Here is an 18,741-nt window from a genome sequence, read left to right as displayed (position 1 = left end):
CGCCTCCAGCGATTCATGGCGACACAGCTTAACTGCTTCGATTCGCCCCGGGAATCCCTCCGCCGAGTCAATCAGCCGGAAACCGTATCATGAAGAGAGACGGACGAAAACTCGATCACCAGACTTTGGAAACGATCCGGTTCATGGCGGTGGAGCGCGTGCGAGAAGGCGAAGCGCCATCGTCGGTCATCGCGTCCTACGGGTTCAGCCGCACGACGATATACAAGTGGCTAGCGACCGCATCGAAGCGTGGTGTCGGAGTCCGCGCGTTGGCGTCGCGACCGGCCACTGGCCGCCCTCGCAGTCTCACCGCGCGTCAGGAACAGCAGGTGTTTCGCTGGATCAACGGCAACGACCCCCGTCAGTATGGCCTGGATTTCGGCCTATGGACCCGCCGAGTGGTGGCGGAGCTGATAGAGCGCAAATTCGGGGTCGAGCTCGGTTTGACGGCAGTCGGCGAACTGCTGGCCAAGCTCGGTCTGACGCCGCAAAAGCCGTTGCAGCGCGCATATCAACGCGATCCCGCGGCGATCGAGAAATGGCAACTCGAAACATATCCAGCCATTGCGCGGAAGGCCTCGGCCGAAGGCGGCGAGGTGTTTTTCTGGGACGAGTCCGGGTTTCGCGCCGACGCCGTGCATGGACGGACCTGGGGTGTCAAAGGGCAGACGCCTGTCGTCGAACGCCCCGGTCAACGGCAGTCGATCAGCGCCGCCTCGGCGGTGAACGCGAAGGGCGCGTTCTGGTATTGCACCTATGAAGGCGGCCTCACCGCCGAGCTGTTCGTCGAGCTCCTGCAAAAGATGATGCGTCATCGATCGAAGCCTGTGCATTTGGTAGTGGACGGGCTCCCGGCTCACAAGACGAATCTGGTGAAGCGTTACGTGGAATCGACGAACGGACGGCTCACCTTGCATTTCTTGCCGGGCTACGCGCCCGAGCTGAACCCTGACGAATTGGTCTGGAGCCATGTGAAGCGCACAGGCGTCGCCAGAGCGCCTCTCCGCAAGGGCGAGAGATTGCTCGACAAGATCGATGCGCAACTGAACAAAATCAAGAAAACGCCACGGCTCGTCCGATCATTCTTCGGAGCTCCAAGCGTCGCCTATATTACCGACTGGTGAGTAATTGTCGCTGCGCACTCCGGCGATCCCGGCGCGGTTCAATCCGTGGGATTTCGTTTGATCTGTCAGTTGCCGCGAGGAGGTCTGAATGTCGAGCGAGCGACAAGTGACGCCCGACCTGACGAACTCCGCTTCGGGGATCGATCAAGCTTTGGATCATTGTCGCCCGTCGAGAGCCGACGCTGCATGCTCGAAGGCGCGACGCTCACGCTGCGCGTCTCACCCTTCGATGATCGAAACGTTCCGCAAATCCTCGCCGCGCCGCACGACGCGACGCTCATAGCTGGCGCTCTTCGTGCAGACGAGGCTGTAGGGCCTCCCCTGGCGAAAGGTCTCGGCGTCGATGTCCGCCTTCGCGCTCATACTTTTATGAAACCGCGAGTCGCCAGTCTTGTCGCCGCCGATCAGCAGGATCGGCCACTCGGCACGGATCAAAAGCATAGAACACCCGCAAGGACCGCCGTCCGATAGCGCTCCGCCAGCGCCGTCGTCAGTTCCTTTCGCGTCGCCATCGTCAATCGCCTCATCGCAGCCCCCGCGCTCCTTCCAGCTTCGGGAGCAGATTACGTGAGGCAACGGCTCAGCATTCAGGAACATTTCTGGCGAGGCAATGCCGAGTCCAGCGTCAATCAGGATGAGAATCGCGGGGCCGGGCGAATGGTCGGTTTTCCCCTCGGGAGGACCGATTCGTTGCCCGGCCGCCTTGTCACCGACCGCCAGATGAGGCTCTTCATGCAATTTCGAAAAACCGACCGCGCCGCCGTCGCCGCCGCGAAAGCCGGTTTCAGCCCGGTGACCGCCTACCGGCTGGAACACGATCCTCGGCTTCCCTCGCAGAAGAAGGCGCCGCGCGCCCGCCGGCGCCCCGATCCACTGGAGAGCGTCTGGGACAGCGAGGTCGTCCCCATGCTGAAAGCGGCGCCCGGCCTGCGCCCGATCGGCGTGCTCGAGGAGCTGCGCCGCCGGCATCCGGAACTCGGCTCCAGCGTGCGCCGCACGCTGGAGCGGCGCATTCGGAACTGGCGCGCCATCCATGGTCCCGAGCAGGAGGTGATTTTCCGGCAGGAGCATCCTCCGGGCCGCATGGGGCTCTCGGACTTTTGCGACATGCGCGACCTCGAGGTCTCCATCGCCGGAGTTCCGCTCGAGCACCGGATCTATCACTTTCGCTTGCCATTCTCGGGCTTCGAATCCGCCCATGTCGTGCTCGGCGGCGAGAGTTTCGTCGCCCTGGCCGAAGGCTTGCAGAACGCCCTGTGGGCGATAATAGCCCCAACCGGCCCGCGAGAAAAATTCGCGACAGAGCCGGAAGAACCATCTAAAAATGCAAATCCGCCGCTGTGAGCGTCGCCGTAGCGGCGAAACTGGCGATTTTGACTGCGGCCGCGCCCCCGGCTCCGTTCGCGTCCCAATAGAGCGCGTGGCTTGCCGAGTCCCACACGAATTGCGCCGAAGAGCCCACGGTGTTCGCGCCCACCGTGAATTCGCCCGCCGTCAGTACGTGTCCGGTCGAGAACCCATAATCGGCGGCGTTGAATTGCAGCGTGTCTACGCCGCTCGCGAAGTCCAATATGTTGTCGACGCCATTCGCCGCGCCGGCCGCCTGAAACACGAACACATCGGCGCCCGCCCCGCCTGTGAGCGAATCCGCGCCGGCGCCGCCGATCAGCGTGTCCGCTCCCGCGCCGCCGTTGAGTTTGTCGGCGCCGAGGCCGCCGTCCAGCGTATTGGCGCCGGCGTTGCCCGTGAGCGTGTTGTTCAGCTCATTGCCGGTTCCGTTCAGATCGGCGAGCCCGGTCAGAGTGAGATTTTCGACATTGGCGGCGAGGGTGTAACTCACCGACGAGCTGACGGCGTCCACGCCTTCGCCGAACAATTCGATCACCACGTCGCCGATATCGTCGACATTATAGGTGTCGTTTCCGCCGCCGCCGATCAGCGTGTCCGCTCCCGCGCCGCCGTTGAGTTTGTCGGCGCCGAGGCCGCCGTCCAGCGTATTGGCGCCGGCGTTGCCCGTGAGCGTGTTGTTCAGCTCATTGCCGGTTCCGTTCAGATCGGCGAGCCCGGTCAGAGTGAGATTTTCGACATTGGCGGCGAGGGTGTAACTCACCGACGAGCTGACGGCGTCCACGCCTTCGCCGAACAATTCGATCACCACGTCGCCGATATCGTCGACACTATAGGTGTCGTTTCCGCCGCCGCCGATCAGCGTGTCCGCTCCCGCGCCGCCGTTGAGTTTGTCGGCGCCGAGGCCGCCGTCCAGCGTATTGGCGCCGGCGTTGCCCGTGAGCGTGTTGTTCAGCTCATTGCCGGTTCCGTTCAGATCGGCGAGCCCGGTCAGAGTGAGATTTTCGACATTGGCGGCGAGGGTGTAACTCACCGACGAGCTGACGGCGTCCACGCCTTCGCCGAACAATTCGATCACCACGTCGCCGATATCGTCGACATTATAGGTGTCGTTTCCGCCGCCGCCGATCAGCGTGTCCGCTCCCGCGCCGCCGTTGAGTTTGTCGGCGCCGAGGCCGCCGTCCAGCGTATTGGCGCCGGCGTTGCCCGTGAGCGTGTTGTTCAGCTCATTGCCGGTTCCGTTCAGATCGGCGAGCCCGGTCAGAGTGAGATTTTCGACATTGGCGGCGAGGGTGTAACTCACCGACGAGCTGACGACGTCCACGCCTTCGCCGAACAATTCGATCACCACGTCACCGATATCGTCGACATAGTAGATATCGTTGCCGCCGCCGCCGATCAGCGTGTCGGTGCCCTCGCCGCCGTTGAGTTTGTCGGCGCCGAGGCCGCCGCGCAGGGTATTGACTCCGGCGTTGCCGGTGAGCGTGTCGTTGAAGTCCGAGCCGATCAGATTTTCGATCGAGACCAGCGTGTCCTTGCCGGCGCCGCCCGTCGCCTGCGCGGTCGTGACGGCGAGGTTGACACGCACGAGGGCCGTCGACGAAGCATAGCTCGCCGTGTCGTTCCCGACGCCGCCGTCGATGAGATCGTCGCCGAGGCCGCCGTCGATCGCATCGTCGCCACCGAGACCATAGAGCCTGTCATTGCCGGCGAGGCCAGAAATCGTATCCGCGCCCGCGCCGCCGCTCAGCGTGTCGGCGTTCGCCGTGCCCGTTATCGGCGTCTCGTCGGCGCCATTGATGGTGACGGACACCTGCGTCGTTGCCACGCCGCCCTGCGTGTCGTCGACCTGCACTGTGTAGGTTTCGACAATGTGGTCGGCGGAGGACAGCGCCTGCGCCGCCGCATTGTCGAGCGTGTAGGTCCAAAGGCCGGAGGCGTCGACGCCGAACGCCCCATAGGCGCCCGTCGACGCGCCGACGACGCTCCAGACGGCGATGGCGCCGAGATCCGGATCGGTGGCGACAAGCTGGCCGGACGCGGCAAGGATCGAGTCCTCCGTCACGGAGCCGGCGGTGGGACCCGACAGGATCGGCAGATCGTTCACATTGGCGATGGTGATCAGGAAGGTGTCCGTGACGCTTGCGCTGGCCGGATCGGTGGCGATCACGTCGATCGAAACGACGCCCACGTCCGCGTTGCTCGGGGTTCCGCTGAACCTCCCCGTGGCGGCGTCGAAACTCAGCCACGCGGGCAACGCCGCTCCGCCGGTGAGCGTGGCGACGTAGGTCAGCGTGTCGGCGGCGTCGGGATCGACGAAGGACCCGGCCGGAACCACGAACACGAAGTTCGCGCCCTGTTGCGTCGATTGATCCGCGAGCGGCGCGGCGACGATCGGCGGATGGTTGCCGGTGGCGACCAGGGAAACGACGCCATCGGCGAAGCGCAGGGCTTCGACGCCCGTCAGCGTGTCGGTTCCGTCCGGCGAGCCGGCGCGCGTATCGACGACGGTGACGCCCGTCGGCGTCGTCGTGACCGTGTAATCGGCGATCAGGCCGCTAAACACGGCGACGTCTTGGCCCGCGCCGCCCTCGATCGCGTCATTGCCTGCGCCGCCCGTGAGCGTGTCGTCGCCGGCGCCGCCGGCGAGCCGGTTGTCCACCTCATTGCCGGTGAGCGCATCATTGCCGGCGCCGCCCACCGCATCCTCGATCACTGTGTGCGTCGCCTGGGTCAGGCCGGCGGTGATCGCCGAGACGATGTTGGAGCTGTCGGCCGTCAGCGCGACGGTCGCGCCGCGCCCGAGAGACGCCACGAGTGTGGTGTAATAGGAGGTGACGTCGGCCGTGACGGCGAAAATCGGAATGATGTTCGCGCTCTCCAGCGCGGCCTTCAATTGCGCGATCGCCGGATAGTCTTCACCCGTGCCGGGGACGACGCCGTCCAACACCGCGTCGCCATTGTTCGGCGTGGTGATGCCGCCCGCCGCGCCGTCGCCGGCCACATGGAAGGGCGCATCGGTGAACAGGATCACGAAGCGCGCCGCATCGGGGCGGAAGCCGACCTCGCTCGCCGTCAAAGCGAGATGCTGCAGGGATTCGATCTGGGACTCCGGCGCATCCAGGCCGTTCAGCGTGTTTATGCCGTTATACGTCGTTGCGAGCGACGTTGCGTCCGCCGTCAGGGCGAGTTCGAGCTTGTAGACCCATTCTCCCGCCGCCCCGAAGGGCGACACCGCCTTGTCAACGAAGCTCGATACGCCGAAGCGGCTATCGGCCTGAACGGCGCGCAAAGCCGACACGATCGACGGCGCCAGTACGCGCACATTGGCGATGTCGTTGGCGAACGAGCCGGTGAGATCCTGCAGGAATTGCACATCGAGCGGCGCGAAGGTCGTGCCGCCCGTCCCGAGCCGCGTGTCGTGATTTTCGATCGACGAAACGGTTGAGCCGGACAGATCGATGGAGCTGTTTCCCGTCGCCTCGCTCGCGTCGATCGTATCGTGGCCGAGGAAGTCCTCGATATCGACCTGCCCGCCGTGGATGACATAGGTGTCGTCGCCGGAGCCGCCCGACAGCCTGTCGTGCCCGGAAGCGCTCACGAGCGTATCGTTGCCGTCAGCGCCGAGTTCGGTGTCGTCACCCGCTCCACCGTCGAGGGTGTCGTCGCCCGCGCCGCCCGCCAGCGTATTGTTTCCAGCATTGCCGGTGACGATGTGGCCCGTCCCCCTGACCCGGACATTCTCCACATTGGAGCCCGGCGTGAGAGTCCAATTCGCATCGACGACGACGGTGTCCACGCCTCCGGCCGCGTCCTCGACGATAATGTCGCCGCTGTTGTCGATATAATATGTGTCGTCGCCCGCGCCGCCGACGAGCGTGTCGGCTCCCGCGCCGCCGTCGAGCGTGTCGGCGCCGTCGCCGCCCCAGAGCGTATTGTCGAGCGCGTTGCCTATGAGCGTATTGTCGCCCGCGTTGCCGGATCCGCTCACGGCGCCGCCCGAAAGGACGAGCTTTTCGACGTTGGCACCGAGGACATATCCGTTCACGGTGGAGACGACCGTATCCGTTCCCGCGCCGATCGCCTCGACCACCACATCGGCGAGATCGTCGACACGGTAGCTGTCGTCGCCGAGCCCGCCGACGAGCGTATCCGCGCCGCCGGCGCCGTCGAGCGTGTCGTTTCCAGCGCCGCCCGTGATCGTGTTGGCGAGCGAATTGCCCGTGGCGATGTGCGCCGCCCCCGACAAGGTGAGATTCTCGACCTCGGCGCCGAGCGTGTAGCCGTCGACCGTGACGACGACCTCGTCTATCCCCTCGCCGGACGCCTCGACGACGGAGTCGGCGATATTGTCGACCTTGTACACGTCGTCCCCGAGGCCGCCGATCAGCGTGTCCGCGCCGGCGGCTCCGTCGAGCGTGTCCGCGCCCGTCGTTCCCGTGATGACGTTGGCGAGCGCATTGCCGACGCCGACGTGCGCGGTCCCCGTCAATTGCAGATTTTCCACTTCCGCGGCCAGCGTGTAGTCGATGCTGGAGACGACCGTATCGACGCCGCCGCCCGCCGCCTCGACGACGAGATCGCCGGCGTCGTCGACATAATAAGTGTCGTCGCCCCCTGCGCCCACCAGACGATCGGCGCCAAGCCCGCCGTCGAGGACATCGGCGCCGGCGCCGCCGGTGAGCGTATTGGCGGCGGCGTTGCCCGTCGCGTGATGGGCGCCGCCCGTCAGTTGGAGATTTTCCACATTGGCGGCCAGCGTGTAGTCGATGCTGGAGACGACCGTGTCGACGCCGCCGCCCGCGATCTCGACGATCGTGTCGCCCGCGTCGTCGACATGATAGACGTCGGTGCCGGCGCCGCCAATCAGCGTGTCCGCGCCGAGGCCGCCGTCGAGCGTATCGGCGCCGCTCGTGCCCGTGAGCGTGTTGGCGAGAACATTGCCGACTCCCGTCGTACCCGGCGTCGTCAGCACCAGATTTTCGACATTCACGCCGAGCGTGTAGCCGATCGAGGCGTACACCGTGTCGACGCCCTCGCCGAGCGCCTCATTGACGACGTCGCCGGCGTTGTCGACGTAGAATGTATCGTCGCCGAGGCCGCCGGTCAGAATGTCGGCGCCCATGCCGCCGTCGATCACGTCATTGCCGGCGCCGCCGTCGATCGTGTCGGCGCCGCCGAGGCCCAGGATGGAATCCGCGCCCGAGCCGACCTTGTGCAGTCCGCCGAAGCCGGGGCCGATCACATCGGCGCCATTCGTTCCATAGATGTTGTTGTCGGGCTGCCACGAGGCGGAGCCGTAGACGATGCTGACCGACTCGCCGGAGCCGGGGCTTCCGATGAACAGGTCCGGTTCGCCGTCGCCATTGAGATCGCCGAGCACGGCGACGCTCGAGCCGGTCAGGCTGCCGGCCGCGCCGACGATTTTCGCGCCGCCAATCCCCTGCGAGATCAGGGACAGATCGACCGCCCCGCTATTTCCGCCCCAGACGAGATAGACCGCGCCGGCATCGGCGCCGCCCTCGCCGTTGTGCGGCGCGCCGATGATGAAATCTGCGACGCCGTCGTGATTGAAATCGACGCCTCCGGCGACCGAAAGATTGAGCAGATCGCCCGTCGCTTCGCCCGTGATCAGAAATCCGCCCGAACCGAGAGCGACGTCGGACAGTTTCACCTCCGTCGTCGAATTCTTGCCGTAGACGACATAGGCCCGTTTCGTCGCAGAGGCGCCGATCAGCAGGTCGGACACGCCGTCGCCGTTCACATCGCCGATATCCGAAAGACTGGAGCCGATCGCGTCGCCTGCCTGTCCGGTGATGCGGAATCCGCCCGTTCCGACTGCCACGCTGTTGAGATCGACCTGAGAACCGGTCGCCTTGCCGTAGACGACATAGACGGCGCCCGCATTCGAACCGCCTGCGTCATTGCCCGGCGTGCCGACCAGAATTTCGGATTTTCCATCTCCGTTCAAATCGGAAATCTTGCCCAGGGCGTAGCCGGCGCGGTCGCCGGCGGCCTGGCCGATGATCCGGAAACCGCCCGTCCCCGCGGTGACGTTCGACAAATTGATCGCCGCGTCCGAACTCTTGCCCCAGACGACATAGGCCGCTCCCGAATCGGCGCCGTTCGCGTCGCTTCCCGGCGCGCCGACGAGAATCTCGGCCTTTCCGTCACCGTTGAGATCGGCGATCGAATTGAGCGCCGAGCCCGCGCCGTCGCCGGCGGCTTGGCCCTTGATGACATATCCGCCGCCATTGGCGGCGAACGGGTCGGCTAGATCGACTCCCCCGAGCGCGTGCCCCCAAATGACAAAAGCCGCGCCGGCGTCCGTGAGAGCGCCGTTCTCTACGCCGGGCGCGCCGACGAGAACCTCCGCCTTGCCGTCGCCGTTCAGATCGGCGACGGAGCCGACCGCGGCGCCCGCGCGATCGCCCGCGTTGACGCCGTCGATGATGAAGCCCGCGATCGAGTTCGTGACCACTGTGTCGGTCCCGCCCAGCGCGGCGCCATAATTTACATATACGCGACCGGCGTCGACGGCCTTGTCGTCGTCGCCGGGGCCACCGACGATCAGATCGGGAACGAGGTCGCCGTTGATGTCCGCGATGCCCGAGACCCAAGGCGCGGCCGGGTCGGAGCCGACGGTCTGCGCGAAATCGCCCGGGGCGTTCGCGCGCAATCTGAAGCCGCCTCCGACACTCGAAGTGACGACCGAGAGAAGGAGCTTCGTGTAGGGAATCGGCATCGGCGACCTTTCTGACAAAGAAACGTTCACGCTCGAAGTGGGCTTTGTATCAATCGAGCAGCATTTCGCTCAATACAAAGGCGCCGCGCGGGGTGCGGCAAATTGTCTGTCCCCTTCCGACTCTGTCTATGCGCTCGACGACGAAGGAAGGCCTACGCGCAGTCTCAACATCGTATCGCCTTCCAGCGCGAGCCGCGGATTTCCGGCTATGGCCGGAATGGTCAGGCGGTCACGGCGGACAGCCTGACGATCGGATCCTCGCTCAAAGACGCGATGGTTGGTGCCGTCGCGGATCGTGTTGAAATTGGCTGACGCAGCTCCGAGGCAATCGAGGACATCCGATCAGGCGGCAAGATCAATGGGCTGATCGGAGGGCCGCTCGGCGAGGCTCTGCCAGCCGGCGACCTTTCGCATGGTGATCTGACCCGACGCCAGCAGCGCCCAGAACAACATGGCGCCGGTGTCGGCGCTCGGCAGCACGGTCTGTGTCTTGATCCGGCGCTTGATCTCTTCATGCAATCGCTCGATCGCAGTAAGCGTCGTTTTCAGGCCACGGCCTGTTCGGGCGCTTTCTTGATGTAGGCGAAGGGCAGGAGTTCGTCGATGCGGCTCATGGGGTGACGACCGACGATCTTCGAGAGGACGTCGGCGAGATAGGCCTGCGGATCGATTTCATTTCTCTTGCACGTCTCGATGAGTGAAGCGAGAACGGCCCAATGCTCGGCTCCGCCATCCGAAGCGGCTTCATAACGCCCGCAATCTGGGGCGTGAGGTCGAGGTCGCCTATCCGTTCCATCCATTGTCTGGCCGGCGAGCATTCGTGGTCGCCGAGCAAATCCATAACGGTTGTAGTCACTTAAGACTAACTTCCGGCGACAACGGCGAAACATTTCTGGTTCCGGCTTGGATGGTCGAATCGGAAGCGTCGACGATCGGCATCGTCGACCTGGTGAGGTTTCCAGTTGCGCAACTGCTCGAGTTACGAGCGTTCCTCGATTCGGTTTTAGCCTCCGACTTACGGGTTGGTCCCGAAGGAGGCGCCGATGGCAACGCAATTGGAGAACTCGCAGGCAGACTTGTTCGAGGCGACGCCGCCGAAAAGATCACCAACGTTTCCGCCAGCGCAGCGGACGCAACTCTTGGAGCAGATCCAAACCCTATTGAACGAAGCGATGACGCCGGGCGATACGAGGGAGACGGGCGATGAGCAAGATCGGCCCTGATCATCTCGCGCGCAGCGCGATCGTTTACGTTCGGCAATCATCGGCCTTCCAGGTCGCACAGAACCTGGAGAGCCAGCGACGACAATACGGCCTTGCCGCTCGCGCACGCGAACTCGGTTGGTCCGAAGTGGAAGTGATCGACGATGATCTCGGCCGGTCCGGAGCCGGAGGCCGTCGTCCCGGCTTCGAAAAGCTCCTGGCCGCGATTTGCGAAGGTCGCGTCGGCGCCGTGCTCTCTCTGGAGGCGTCGCGACTTGCGCGCAATGGCCGAGACTGGCACACGCTCCTCGAGTTCTGCGGACTGGTCAGCGCATTGATAATCGACGAGGACGGCGTCTATGATGCGGCGTCGCCCAATGACCGCCTCCTGCTCGGCATGAAGGGTACGATGAGCGAGATGGAGCTGTCGGTCTTTCGGCAGCGCTCGGTCGAAGCGATCAAGCAGAAGGCGCGGCGCGGCGAGCTCTTTCTGACTGTGGCGGTCGGCTACGTAAAAGCCCTCGGCGACCGCATCGAAAAGGATTCCGACCGTCGTGTGCAGGAGGCTGTCGCCCTGGTCTTCCGCAAGTTCGCGGAGCTTCAAACGATCCGCCAAGTTTTGGTGTGGTGCCGGGACGAGAAAATCTCGTTGCCGGCTCTGGGTGTGGGACCATCCGCCGAAAGAATCGTCTGGCGGCTGCCGGTGTATCCAACGCTTCACCACATGCTGACCAACCCGGTCTACGCCGGCGCCTACGTGTTCGGCCGCCGAACCGCCCGCGTGACCATCGAGGATGGACGCAAGCGCGTCGTCAGAAGCATGCAACGCGACTGGCGGAGCTGGGAGACTTTGATCCGTGACCATCATGACGGTTATATTAGCTGGGCGGAGTTCGAAAGGAACCAACGACTGATCGCCGACAACGCCAATGGAAAGCGTTTCATGAGTCGAGGCGCCGTCCGGTGCGGCGAGGCGCTGCTACCTGGCATTTTCCGCTGCGCGCGATGCGGAAAGAAGCTTCATGTAAGGTATAGCGGCAGGCAAGGTGCGCAGAGCTATCGATACGAATGCGTGGGAGCCTTCAGTCACCTAGCCGCGGCGCGATGCATCACCTTCGGCGCCATGCGCGTCGATCGCGTCGTCGCAAAGGAAGTGCTGGATCGCCTGCAACCTCTTGGCGTCGAGGCGGCGCTCGCCGCGATCGAGGCGCGTGGCCAACAGAAGTCCGATAAAAAGCACCAGCTGGAGATGGCCTTGCAGCAGGCCCGTTATGAGGCCGCTCGCGCGCAGCGCCAGTATGATTCGGCCGATCCGGAAAATCGGCTGGTCGCCGGGGAGTTGGAGCGTAGATGGAACGAGCGTCTCGTCGCGGCGCGTGATCTGGAAGGCGAACTCGAACGGTTCGACCAAGACAAAGGGCCGGCTCTCACGCCGGAGGATCGCGAGCGACTCATGTCTCTTGGTCGAGATCTCCGGCAGGCGTGGGAAAGCCCGGGAACAACGTCGGAGACACGCAAAAAAATTCTTCGCACCGTCATTTCCGAGATCGTCGTCGATGTCGTCGGCGACAAATTGCAGATGATCGTCCACTGGCAGGGAGGCGACCACACCAATTTGACAGCAAAGAAAAACCGCGCCGGCCACACACGTTGGACGACTGACGGTGACATCGTCGATCTCGTGCGTGCCTTGGCGCGGCAGATTCCAGACGAGACAATCGCAGCTTTGCTGAACCGCTCTGGCAAAAAGACGGGGCATGGCAATAGTTGGACTCGGGAACGCGTCTGCTCGCTGCGCAAACAGCATGGAATCGCAATCTATCGTGAAGGCGAGCGCGCGGAGCGTGGCGAGGTCACGCTCGACGAGGCGGCTGCTTCGTTGGATATCAGCGCGACCACGATGCGCCGACTCATCATGGAAGGAGCTATTCCGGCGACCCATGTTTGCAAAGGCGCGCCGTGGATGATCCGTCGCGCGGACATCGAAAGTGACGCGATCGGCCGTCAGGCCGCAGCGCGCAGATCACGACGTCCGCCGCCTGATGACCGCCAGCATAATTTGCTCGATATTCCAGAGACATGATGAGGTGAGCAGTATGACGCGCCATCGTCTGAACCAGCAAAAAGATGATTTTTCCGCCCGAGCCCAATCGGGCGCATGGCGCGTTCGACGGCGTTGGAGTCGATGTCGACGCGGCCGTCGTCGAGGAAGAGGACGAGCCCGTCCCATCGCGACAAGGCGTAGCGAATGGCGACAGCGAGCGTGGATTTGCCCGAGATCGTCGCCAGTCTGGCCTCCAGCCACGGCTTCATCGCGTCGACGATCGGCTTGGCGCGGGCCTGGCGGGCACTCTTGCGAGTTTCGGCGCTCTTGCCGTGAATGTCGCGCTCGATATCATAGAGTGCGCCGATGCGCGCGAGCATCTCGGCGGCGATCGGCGCGGGCGTCGCCGCCTGGATCTCGAAGAAGCGGCGGCGCACATGCGCCCAGCAGAAGGCGAGCGTGACATCGCCGCCTCTCGCCAAAGCCTCATATGCGCCGTAGCCATCGACCTGCAACAGGCCTTCGAAGCCGGCGAGATGAGCGGCCGGCCGTTCGTGCTTGCGGTCCGGCGCATAGATGTAGGCGACGCCGGGCGGCTCGGGTCCGTTCCACGGGCGATCGTCACGAGCGTAGGCCCAGAATTGGCCGATCTTGGTTCGTCCTCGACCAGGATCGAGCACTGGCGCCGGCGTTTCGTCAGCGAAAAGCCGCGTCGAGCTCTTCAGTGTCTCGAGCAGGCGCTCATGCACGGGCCGCAGCTCAGCCGACCCAATCGGCGAGCGTCGAGCGATCGAGATCGACGCCCTGTCGCGCGTAAATCTGCGCCTGTCGATAGAGCGGCAGATGATCGGTATATTTGGAGACGACGACATGGGCGACGAGCGCCTCTGTGGGAACGCCGCCTTCGATCAGCCGCTCTTGCGCCGGCGCCTGCGCGACCTCGCCCTCGCAGCTCCGGCAGGCGCATTTGGGACGGCGTGTGACGATGACCTTGAAGCGCGCCGGCGTCACGTCGAGCCGCTCGGACACGTCCTCGCCGATCACATGCCGCTGTCCTTTGCAGCAGGGGCAGCTCTTGTCGCCGATGTCGACGACGATCTCTTCACGGGGCAGATGGGCGGGAAGCGCGCCACGATTGACGCGGCGCTTGCGTCGCGCGTCATTCTGCTCGCTGCTCTGCTTCTTCTCGGATTCCGCGGTCGCCGCAGCCAGCGCCTGCTCTGCATCCTCGATGCATCAAGGCGAGCTGATCGGCGTCGATCTTCTCCGAGCGGGCGCCGAAGCGATGGCGCTGCAACTCTTTGATGATGGCGGTCAAGCGCGCGATGTTCTGATCCGCCGCCGCGATCTCCTCGGCATGCTTTTCCCGCTCCGCGAGAAGCAGAGCGCGCAAAGCGTCAGGATCTGTCGGAAGCGGATCGGCGAAGCTCACGAAACGCATGGAAGCACATTCGAAAAAGCTTGTCGCGCGCGATCATGCGACATGCCGCGCATGAGTCGTTTTGTCGCGTTCACAGCACGGCTTTCGGAGCCGCCACGCGAACGGCGCGCACGCGCGTCCAGTCGAGACCTTCGAGCAACGCGGAGAGCTGCCCCGGCGACAAACGCATCACGGCGTCCGAAATCGAGGGCCATCGAAAGGAGCAATGCTCCAAGCGCTTCGTCACCAGCACGAGACCCGTGCCGTCCCAATACAGCAGCTTCAATCTGTCGGCCCGCTTCGAGCGAAACACATAGATGACGCCACCATGGGGGTCGTGAGAAAGCGTCTCTTTCACGATTGCCGAAAGTCCGTCCATCCCTTTGCGGAAATCGACGGGCTTCGTTGCGATCAAGACTTTCACATTGCTCGCCGGGACGATCATGACACAGCCTTCAATATGCGCAAGGCCATCTTCAAGGTCGAGGCGTCCGCATTCGGCGGAACGCGAACCAGCGCCGCGCCTATGACGATCTCGATCATCGCATGATCCGTCGCCACGGCGGTCGTGTTCGCCGCATCGACCACGACGCGCGCGAACGAGGAAACTTCAGGCCCATCGGAGCCTGCCTGCCGCCGCGCCTCCCGCCGCCAACCGAATAGCTGCTGCGGCGTCACTCCATGCCGGCGAGCGACATGCGAAACGATCGCCCGCGGCGCCAGCGTCTCTTCGACAATGCGCGCCTTCTCCTCGTGCGACCAGGCTCGCCGTCGCCCAGTCCCCGTGATCAACTCCAGCCGCCGAATGGCTTTCGGTTCGAGCTTATCATCATGCGTATGCACAAGCCGATCTCCTTATCAGAGACCAAAGCCTCGCAAATCACGCGAAAAATCGGAATGTGGGGTCAAAGCTCTTTCAATTACCCACAAGTGCACTCAGCGCTGCCTCTGCGCCTATCTCGATGTCGGTTAGGCGCGCGAGGCCGCGCCAGATAACAATGCTTCCCGGCGGCGAGTCGCCGGCCCTCGCGAGATAGCCGCCCAACCGAGCGAGCTTTATGAGGTAGAAGCTGAGCGTCCCGTGCTCGGCTCGTCGATTGCCGACATCGCCGACGAGTCGATCGAGCAAGGCGATCTCCTTGTCCGTGAATGCGATCGAGGGCGAGGCCTCAGGCTCGGCCCGCGCCAACATGGTCAGCCAGAGAACGCGCCAACTGACGATACAGAAAACAGCCATCAAGTTCGCGAGCCGTTCCGCAGTGCGCAATTTGGATGCTTCGGCCTGGCAGCCCGACTTCAGGACCTTGTGGAACACCTCGATTTTCCAACGCATCGCATACCAGTTGATCTTCTCGATCGCTTCGGCGCGCCCGCGCACAGGCAGATCTGTGATCAACTTCCAGACGATCGGCTTGCGGCCTTTGGGCGCATCGCGTTCGATGGCGTGGATGACAGTAAGATCGAGCGCAGGATATCGCTTCTGTTTGCCGATGGGTGGCTGAACGATGATGCGCTTAAACCTGATTTCCAGAACGATCTTCTCGATCTCGCCGTCGTCCGTCTGTACTTCAATGCGATGCAGCCCCTTGAGCCTCGTCGCGTCCATTTCGTCGGCGATGGTGTGGTCGCCATCGCCCGCCAGCCGATCCACGCAGGTCCGCACCAAAAAGTGCGAGCCGAGATCACGCGTCAGGCAGTAGAGTTCGAAAATGTCGCTCTCTCGGTCTCCGACATGGATGAAGCGCTCCGGCTGCCCGAGAAGCTCGATCGATTGCCGGAAATTTTCGAGCCACCGAACGCTCTCCTTCTTTTCGATCGGCACGCGCGTCGGGTTCACCTTCTTCTTCAGCGCCTTGGTTCCCCTGAATTTCTTGCGCGTCCAGAATTTCACCGCCGCCAAGCCGAGCGGCAGCCCTTGGGTTGTCACCGCTAAACTCGAATGCATGAGCATTCCGCATACTGTATGATGGCGGATGCGCCCCTGCTTGTCGCGCCCACTGTTGACGCTCTTCGTCACGCCAACGGCGCTCACATTGGCGCGTTGGAACGAGAATTCCGTGGTGTCCTGGAGCAACAAGATCGGGCCTTCGAATTTATCGCAGCGGGCGCGCGTCGCGGCGAAGTGACCGCTGAGAATGTCGCCCTCATCAACGCGCGCGTTCGAAAGAAACCGATAGGCGGCTTTGGTGTTCGCCCAGTCCTGGCAGGCGTACGGGATGCTCTCGCCCATGGCGTCGCCGATCTGCTTCAAAACCTCAGCGCATCGTCGTCCGAGACGGGGATCTTTGAAAGCGGCTTCGTCTACCTCGCGCTCAGTCCAATGCGGCGCCGGCCCTGATCTCCCAGCTCTTGGACGGCAGAAAGTCTTGGAAAAAGCGGTCTTCGAGGACATGGAGCACCTCGCGCAAGCGATTCGGTGCTCGATAACGAATCACAACCGATTCATCCGATTCAACTTTCTTCTTCCACAAATCCGCCCACTGAGTCAGCTACTTGTGGGTAATTGAAAGGTCAAAGCTACGCTTACCGATCGCATTCGAGGTGCGGATCGATTTCCACTGGCTCGGCGGAAACCACGTGAAGGTGAGGAGCTTGTCGCTGGCCTCCTCCAGGCTGTCGGCGTAGATCATATCCTTGTAGGCGTTCGATATTTCGTCATGCAGCCGCTCCGGCGCGTGAGTGGATCGTCGATCCCGAATGACGACGGTGCCCTCGCCAGCCAGGGCTGTGCAGTTCTTAACGAGCCCCTGCCATTTCGAGGGCAGCTCGGATATTGAGAGCGGCGCGCCATCTGGCGTTCTTGATGTTGTCGCAACCATCGGCGCGCAGGAGATTATAGGCGAAGGAGCGGAGCCGCGCGACGATGTCCGGGTTCTTGCGAATGCGCGAAGCGTCCTCCGCGAACGCCACGTCGCGCACATAGTGGCTGCCGTTCTCGATGCGCCAATGGCCTCTGATCCATTCGTTCCAACGCTCGGGCGTCGGGCCGGTCGCCGAGGACACCCAATAGACGGTCTCGATCGTCTGCTTCAAAAGACCGGTCGCCGGATCGCGGCGGTAGATTGTGCGCTCCAGCCGCAGCACGGTCTTTATGAGCGGCTCCCACGCCGTATGGCGGAACCACGCCTTCGCTGGAAAGACAGAAAGCTTTCGCGTCTCCCAGCGGTTGCGGCCTTTCGACTGGCTCGTCGCAGAGCCGCTCGGCTTGCGGCCCGCCGCGCCGAGTTCGAGCCGGCGACGCAGGCCCGGTTGATTGTCCTTCACCTGCGTCAGCAGGTGATTGCCGGACGCGATCACGCGTTCGAACAGTTTTTTTGGCAGTGTTCTGCGTCGAGCGTGAACAGGCAGCGCTTCAATCCCAGCGCTTCGATCAGCTCCGGAGCGGTGGGAATCTCATTGCTCTTTTCGGCGACCATCACATGCGCGAGCACGATCCGATCGGCGTGTCGCAGCGCCGACATCATGTGCGCGGCCTTCCGGTCGCTGAACGCATCGAAGCTGCCGCGCAGAGTCTTCCCGTCGACGGCGATCGCCGTCAGCCCCTGCACGGCGGGCGGCGCCGGCATGCTCGCGGCATGACGTCGAAACGCCGCCTCCAACGCTGCCGGATCGACGCCTTGCAGGATCAGCCGCAGACCGGTGTAGGATGGCGTGTAGGGCAGCTTCAGGCCGAAGGCGTCGTTCAATCGCAGACGATGCGCGCGAATGAACTCATGCATCTGCCGATAAGAATTGGCGCCGCCGACCATGGCGATGATCGCGTAGAGCAGCACCGTCGAAAGATCGAACCGCTTGCCTTCTCGGCGACGATGATCCGGAATGTCCCGCAAAATCTCCAGAAGCGACACCTGCATGCGACAACCTCCGATTCGGGTTGTCGCCTATAGATTCACACATCCGTCGCGACGGGAATCGCCCGTCCGCTATAAAGTATAGAGAACTGAACGGCCCTGCCTCGCCAGCCTCCCATAAAGTTAGAATAGACCGACTCCTCCCTCCAGGAATCGGATATTCCTCATTTCTATCCAGTGAGCGGTCGATCAATATTACTCACCAGTCGGTAATATAGGCGACGCTTGGAGCTCCGAAGAATGATCGGACGAGCCGTGGCGTTTTCTTGATTTTGTTCAGTTGCGCATCGATCTTGTCGAGCAATCTCTCGCCCTTGCGGAGAGGCGCTCTGGCGACGCCTGTGCGCTTCACATGGCTCCAGACCAATTCGTCAGGGTTCAGCTCGGGCGCGTAGCCCGGCAAGAAATGCAAGGTGAGCCGTCCGTTCGTCGATTCCACGTAACGCTTCACCAGATTCGTCTTGTGAGCCGGGAGCCCGTCCACTACCAAATGCACAGGCTTCGATCGATGACGCATCATCTTTTGCAGGAGCTCGACGAACAGCTCGGCGGTGAGGCCGCCTTCATAGGTGCAATACCAGAACGCGCCCTTCGCGTTCACCGCCGAGGCGGCGCTGATCGACTGCCGTTGACCGGGGCGTTCGACGACAGGCGTCTGCCCTTTGACACCCCAGGTCCGTCCATGCACGGCGTCGGCGCGAAACCCGGACTCGTCCCAGAAAAACACCTCGCCGCCTTCGGCCGAGGCCTTCCGCGCAATGGCTGGATATGTTTCGAGTTGCCATTTCTCGATCGCCGCGGGATCGCGTTGATATGCGCGCTGCAACGGCTTTTGCGGCGTCAGACCGAGCTTGGCCAGCAGTTCGCCGACTGCCGTCAAACCGAGCTCGACCCCGAATTTGCGCTCTATCAGCTCCGCCACCACTCGGCGGGTCCATAGGCCGAAATCCAGGCCATACTGACGGGGGTCGTTGCCGTTGATCCAGCGAAACACCCGGTCTTATGTAG

At 63.3% G+C, this 18,741-nt stretch carries 8 protein-coding genes and 7 pseudogenes; 4 read left to right on the top strand and 11 right to left on the bottom strand.

What is annotated here, in order from left to right; all coding sequences use genetic code 11:
* Positions 1 to 89 precede the first annotated feature (89 nt).
* Positions 90 to 1,124: an IS630 family transposase gene (locus tag K369_RS22850; protein ID WP_036294527.1), complete on the top strand. Its 1,035-nt coding sequence runs from the start codon at positions 90 to 92 to the stop codon at positions 1,122 to 1,124.
* Between the two features lie 219 nt (positions 1,125 to 1,343).
* Here K369_RS22850 and K369_RS27840 read toward each other — a convergent pair whose 3' ends face one another.
* Positions 1,344 to 1,940, bottom strand: coding sequence for a hypothetical protein (locus tag K369_RS27840; protein ID WP_245278306.1), 597 nt, complete (start codon positions 1,938 to 1,940; stop codon positions 1,344 to 1,346).
* Between K369_RS27840 and K369_RS22840 the strand changes: the two are divergent.
* Positions 1,845 to 2,390 (top strand): annotated as a pseudogene (locus K369_RS22840) (IS21 family transposase); the annotation flags it as partial. The gene K369_RS27840 and the pseudogene K369_RS22840 sit on opposite strands and share 96 nt — an antisense overlap.
* A gap of 52 nt (positions 2,391 to 2,442) precedes the next feature.
* On the opposite strand, the gene K369_RS27835 reads toward K369_RS22840, so the two are convergent.
* The 3 genes and pseudogenes from K369_RS27835 to K369_RS26765 all read right to left on the bottom strand — a co-directional run.
* Positions 2,443 to 9,150, bottom strand: coding sequence for a putative Ig domain-containing protein (locus K369_RS27835; RefSeq protein WP_245278274.1), 6,708 nt, complete (start codon positions 9,148 to 9,150; stop codon positions 2,443 to 2,445).
* Between the two features lie 408 nt (positions 9,151 to 9,558).
* Positions 9,559 to 9,756 (bottom strand): annotated as a pseudogene (locus tag K369_RS25785) (IS256 family transposase); the annotation flags it as partial.
* Positions 9,757 to 9,761: 5 nt separating this feature from the next.
* Positions 9,762 to 9,959 (bottom strand): annotated as a pseudogene (locus K369_RS26765) (transposase domain-containing protein); the annotation flags it as partial.
* Positions 9,960 to 10,036: 77 nt separating this feature from the next.
* On the opposite strand from K369_RS26765, the gene K369_RS26760 reads away from it, so the two are divergent.
* Both K369_RS26760 and K369_RS22815 read left to right on the top strand, forming a co-directional pair.
* Positions 10,037 to 10,423: a hypothetical protein gene (locus K369_RS26760; RefSeq protein WP_156968022.1), complete on the top strand. Its 387-nt coding sequence runs from the start codon at positions 10,037 to 10,039 to the stop codon at positions 10,421 to 10,423.
* The gene (locus K369_RS22815; protein ID WP_051948924.1) at positions 10,420 to 12,501 is read left to right on the top strand and encodes a recombinase family protein; all 2,082 of its coding nucleotides are present in this window, start codon (positions 10,420 to 10,422) and stop codon (positions 12,499 to 12,501) included. Before K369_RS26760 ends, K369_RS22815 begins: the two co-directional genes overlap by 4 nt.
* A gap of 11 nt (positions 12,502 to 12,512) precedes the next feature.
* On the opposite strand, the pseudogene K369_RS27830 reads toward K369_RS22815, so the two are convergent.
* The 7 genes and pseudogenes from K369_RS27830 to K369_RS22780 form a co-directional block, all read right to left on the bottom strand.
* Positions 12,513 to 13,903: pseudogene (locus K369_RS27830) on the bottom strand (IS66 family transposase); the annotation flags it as partial.
* Between the two features lie 70 nt (positions 13,904 to 13,973).
* Entirely contained in the window at positions 13,974 to 14,327 is a 354-nt protein-coding gene (tnpB, locus tag K369_RS22805) for an IS66 family insertion sequence element accessory protein TnpB (protein ID WP_024880798.1), read from the bottom strand.
* Positions 14,324 to 14,725, bottom strand: a complete 402-nt coding sequence (locus K369_RS28020; RefSeq protein ID WP_036294520.1) for a transposase — start codon at positions 14,723 to 14,725, stop codon at positions 14,324 to 14,326. The genes tnpB and K369_RS28020 overlap by 4 nt, the downstream gene beginning before the upstream one ends.
* Before the next feature lie 73 nt (positions 14,726 to 14,798).
* A complete protein-coding gene (locus K369_RS22795; protein WP_245278129.1) occupies positions 14,799 to 16,274 on the bottom strand; it encodes an IS4 family transposase in 1,476 nt (491 codons plus the stop codon).
* 136 nt (positions 16,275 to 16,410) lie between these two features.
* A pseudogene (locus K369_RS26745) lies at positions 16,411 to 16,560 on the bottom strand (IS256 family transposase); the annotation flags it as partial.
* Positions 16,561 to 16,618: 58 nt separating this feature from the next.
* A pseudogene (locus K369_RS27820) lies at positions 16,619 to 17,736 on the bottom strand (ISAs1 family transposase).
* Positions 17,737 to 17,932: 196 nt separating this feature from the next.
* Positions 17,933 to 18,730: pseudogene (locus K369_RS22780) on the bottom strand (IS630 family transposase); the annotation flags it as partial.
* Positions 18,731 to 18,741: the final 11 nt, after the last annotated feature.

It is taken from the genome of Methylosinus sp. PW1, from assembly GCF_000745215.1.
GTDB lineage: Bacteria > Pseudomonadota > Alphaproteobacteria > Rhizobiales > Beijerinckiaceae > Methylosinus.
Note: the sequence above shows the minus strand (reverse complement) of the source record. Positions and strands in the feature narration are given on the sequence as shown.

Excerpts from the sequence above, each read along its gene's own strand:
- K369_RS22850 (WP_036294527.1), top strand. The coding sequence starts at position 90 with ATGAAGAGAGACGGACGAAAACTCGATCACCAGACTTTGGAAACGATC.
- K369_RS22795 (WP_245278129.1), bottom strand. The coding sequence starts at position 16,274 with ATGTCCTCGAAGACCGCTTTTTCCAAGACTTTCTGCCGTCCAAGAGCT.
- K369_RS22815 (WP_051948924.1), top strand. The coding sequence starts at position 10,420 with ATGAGCAAGATCGGCCCTGATCATCTCGCGCGCAGCGCGATCGTTTAC.
- tnpB (WP_024880798.1), bottom strand. The coding sequence starts at position 14,327 with ATGATCGTCCCGGCGAGCAATGTGAAAGTCTTGATCGCAACGAAGCCC.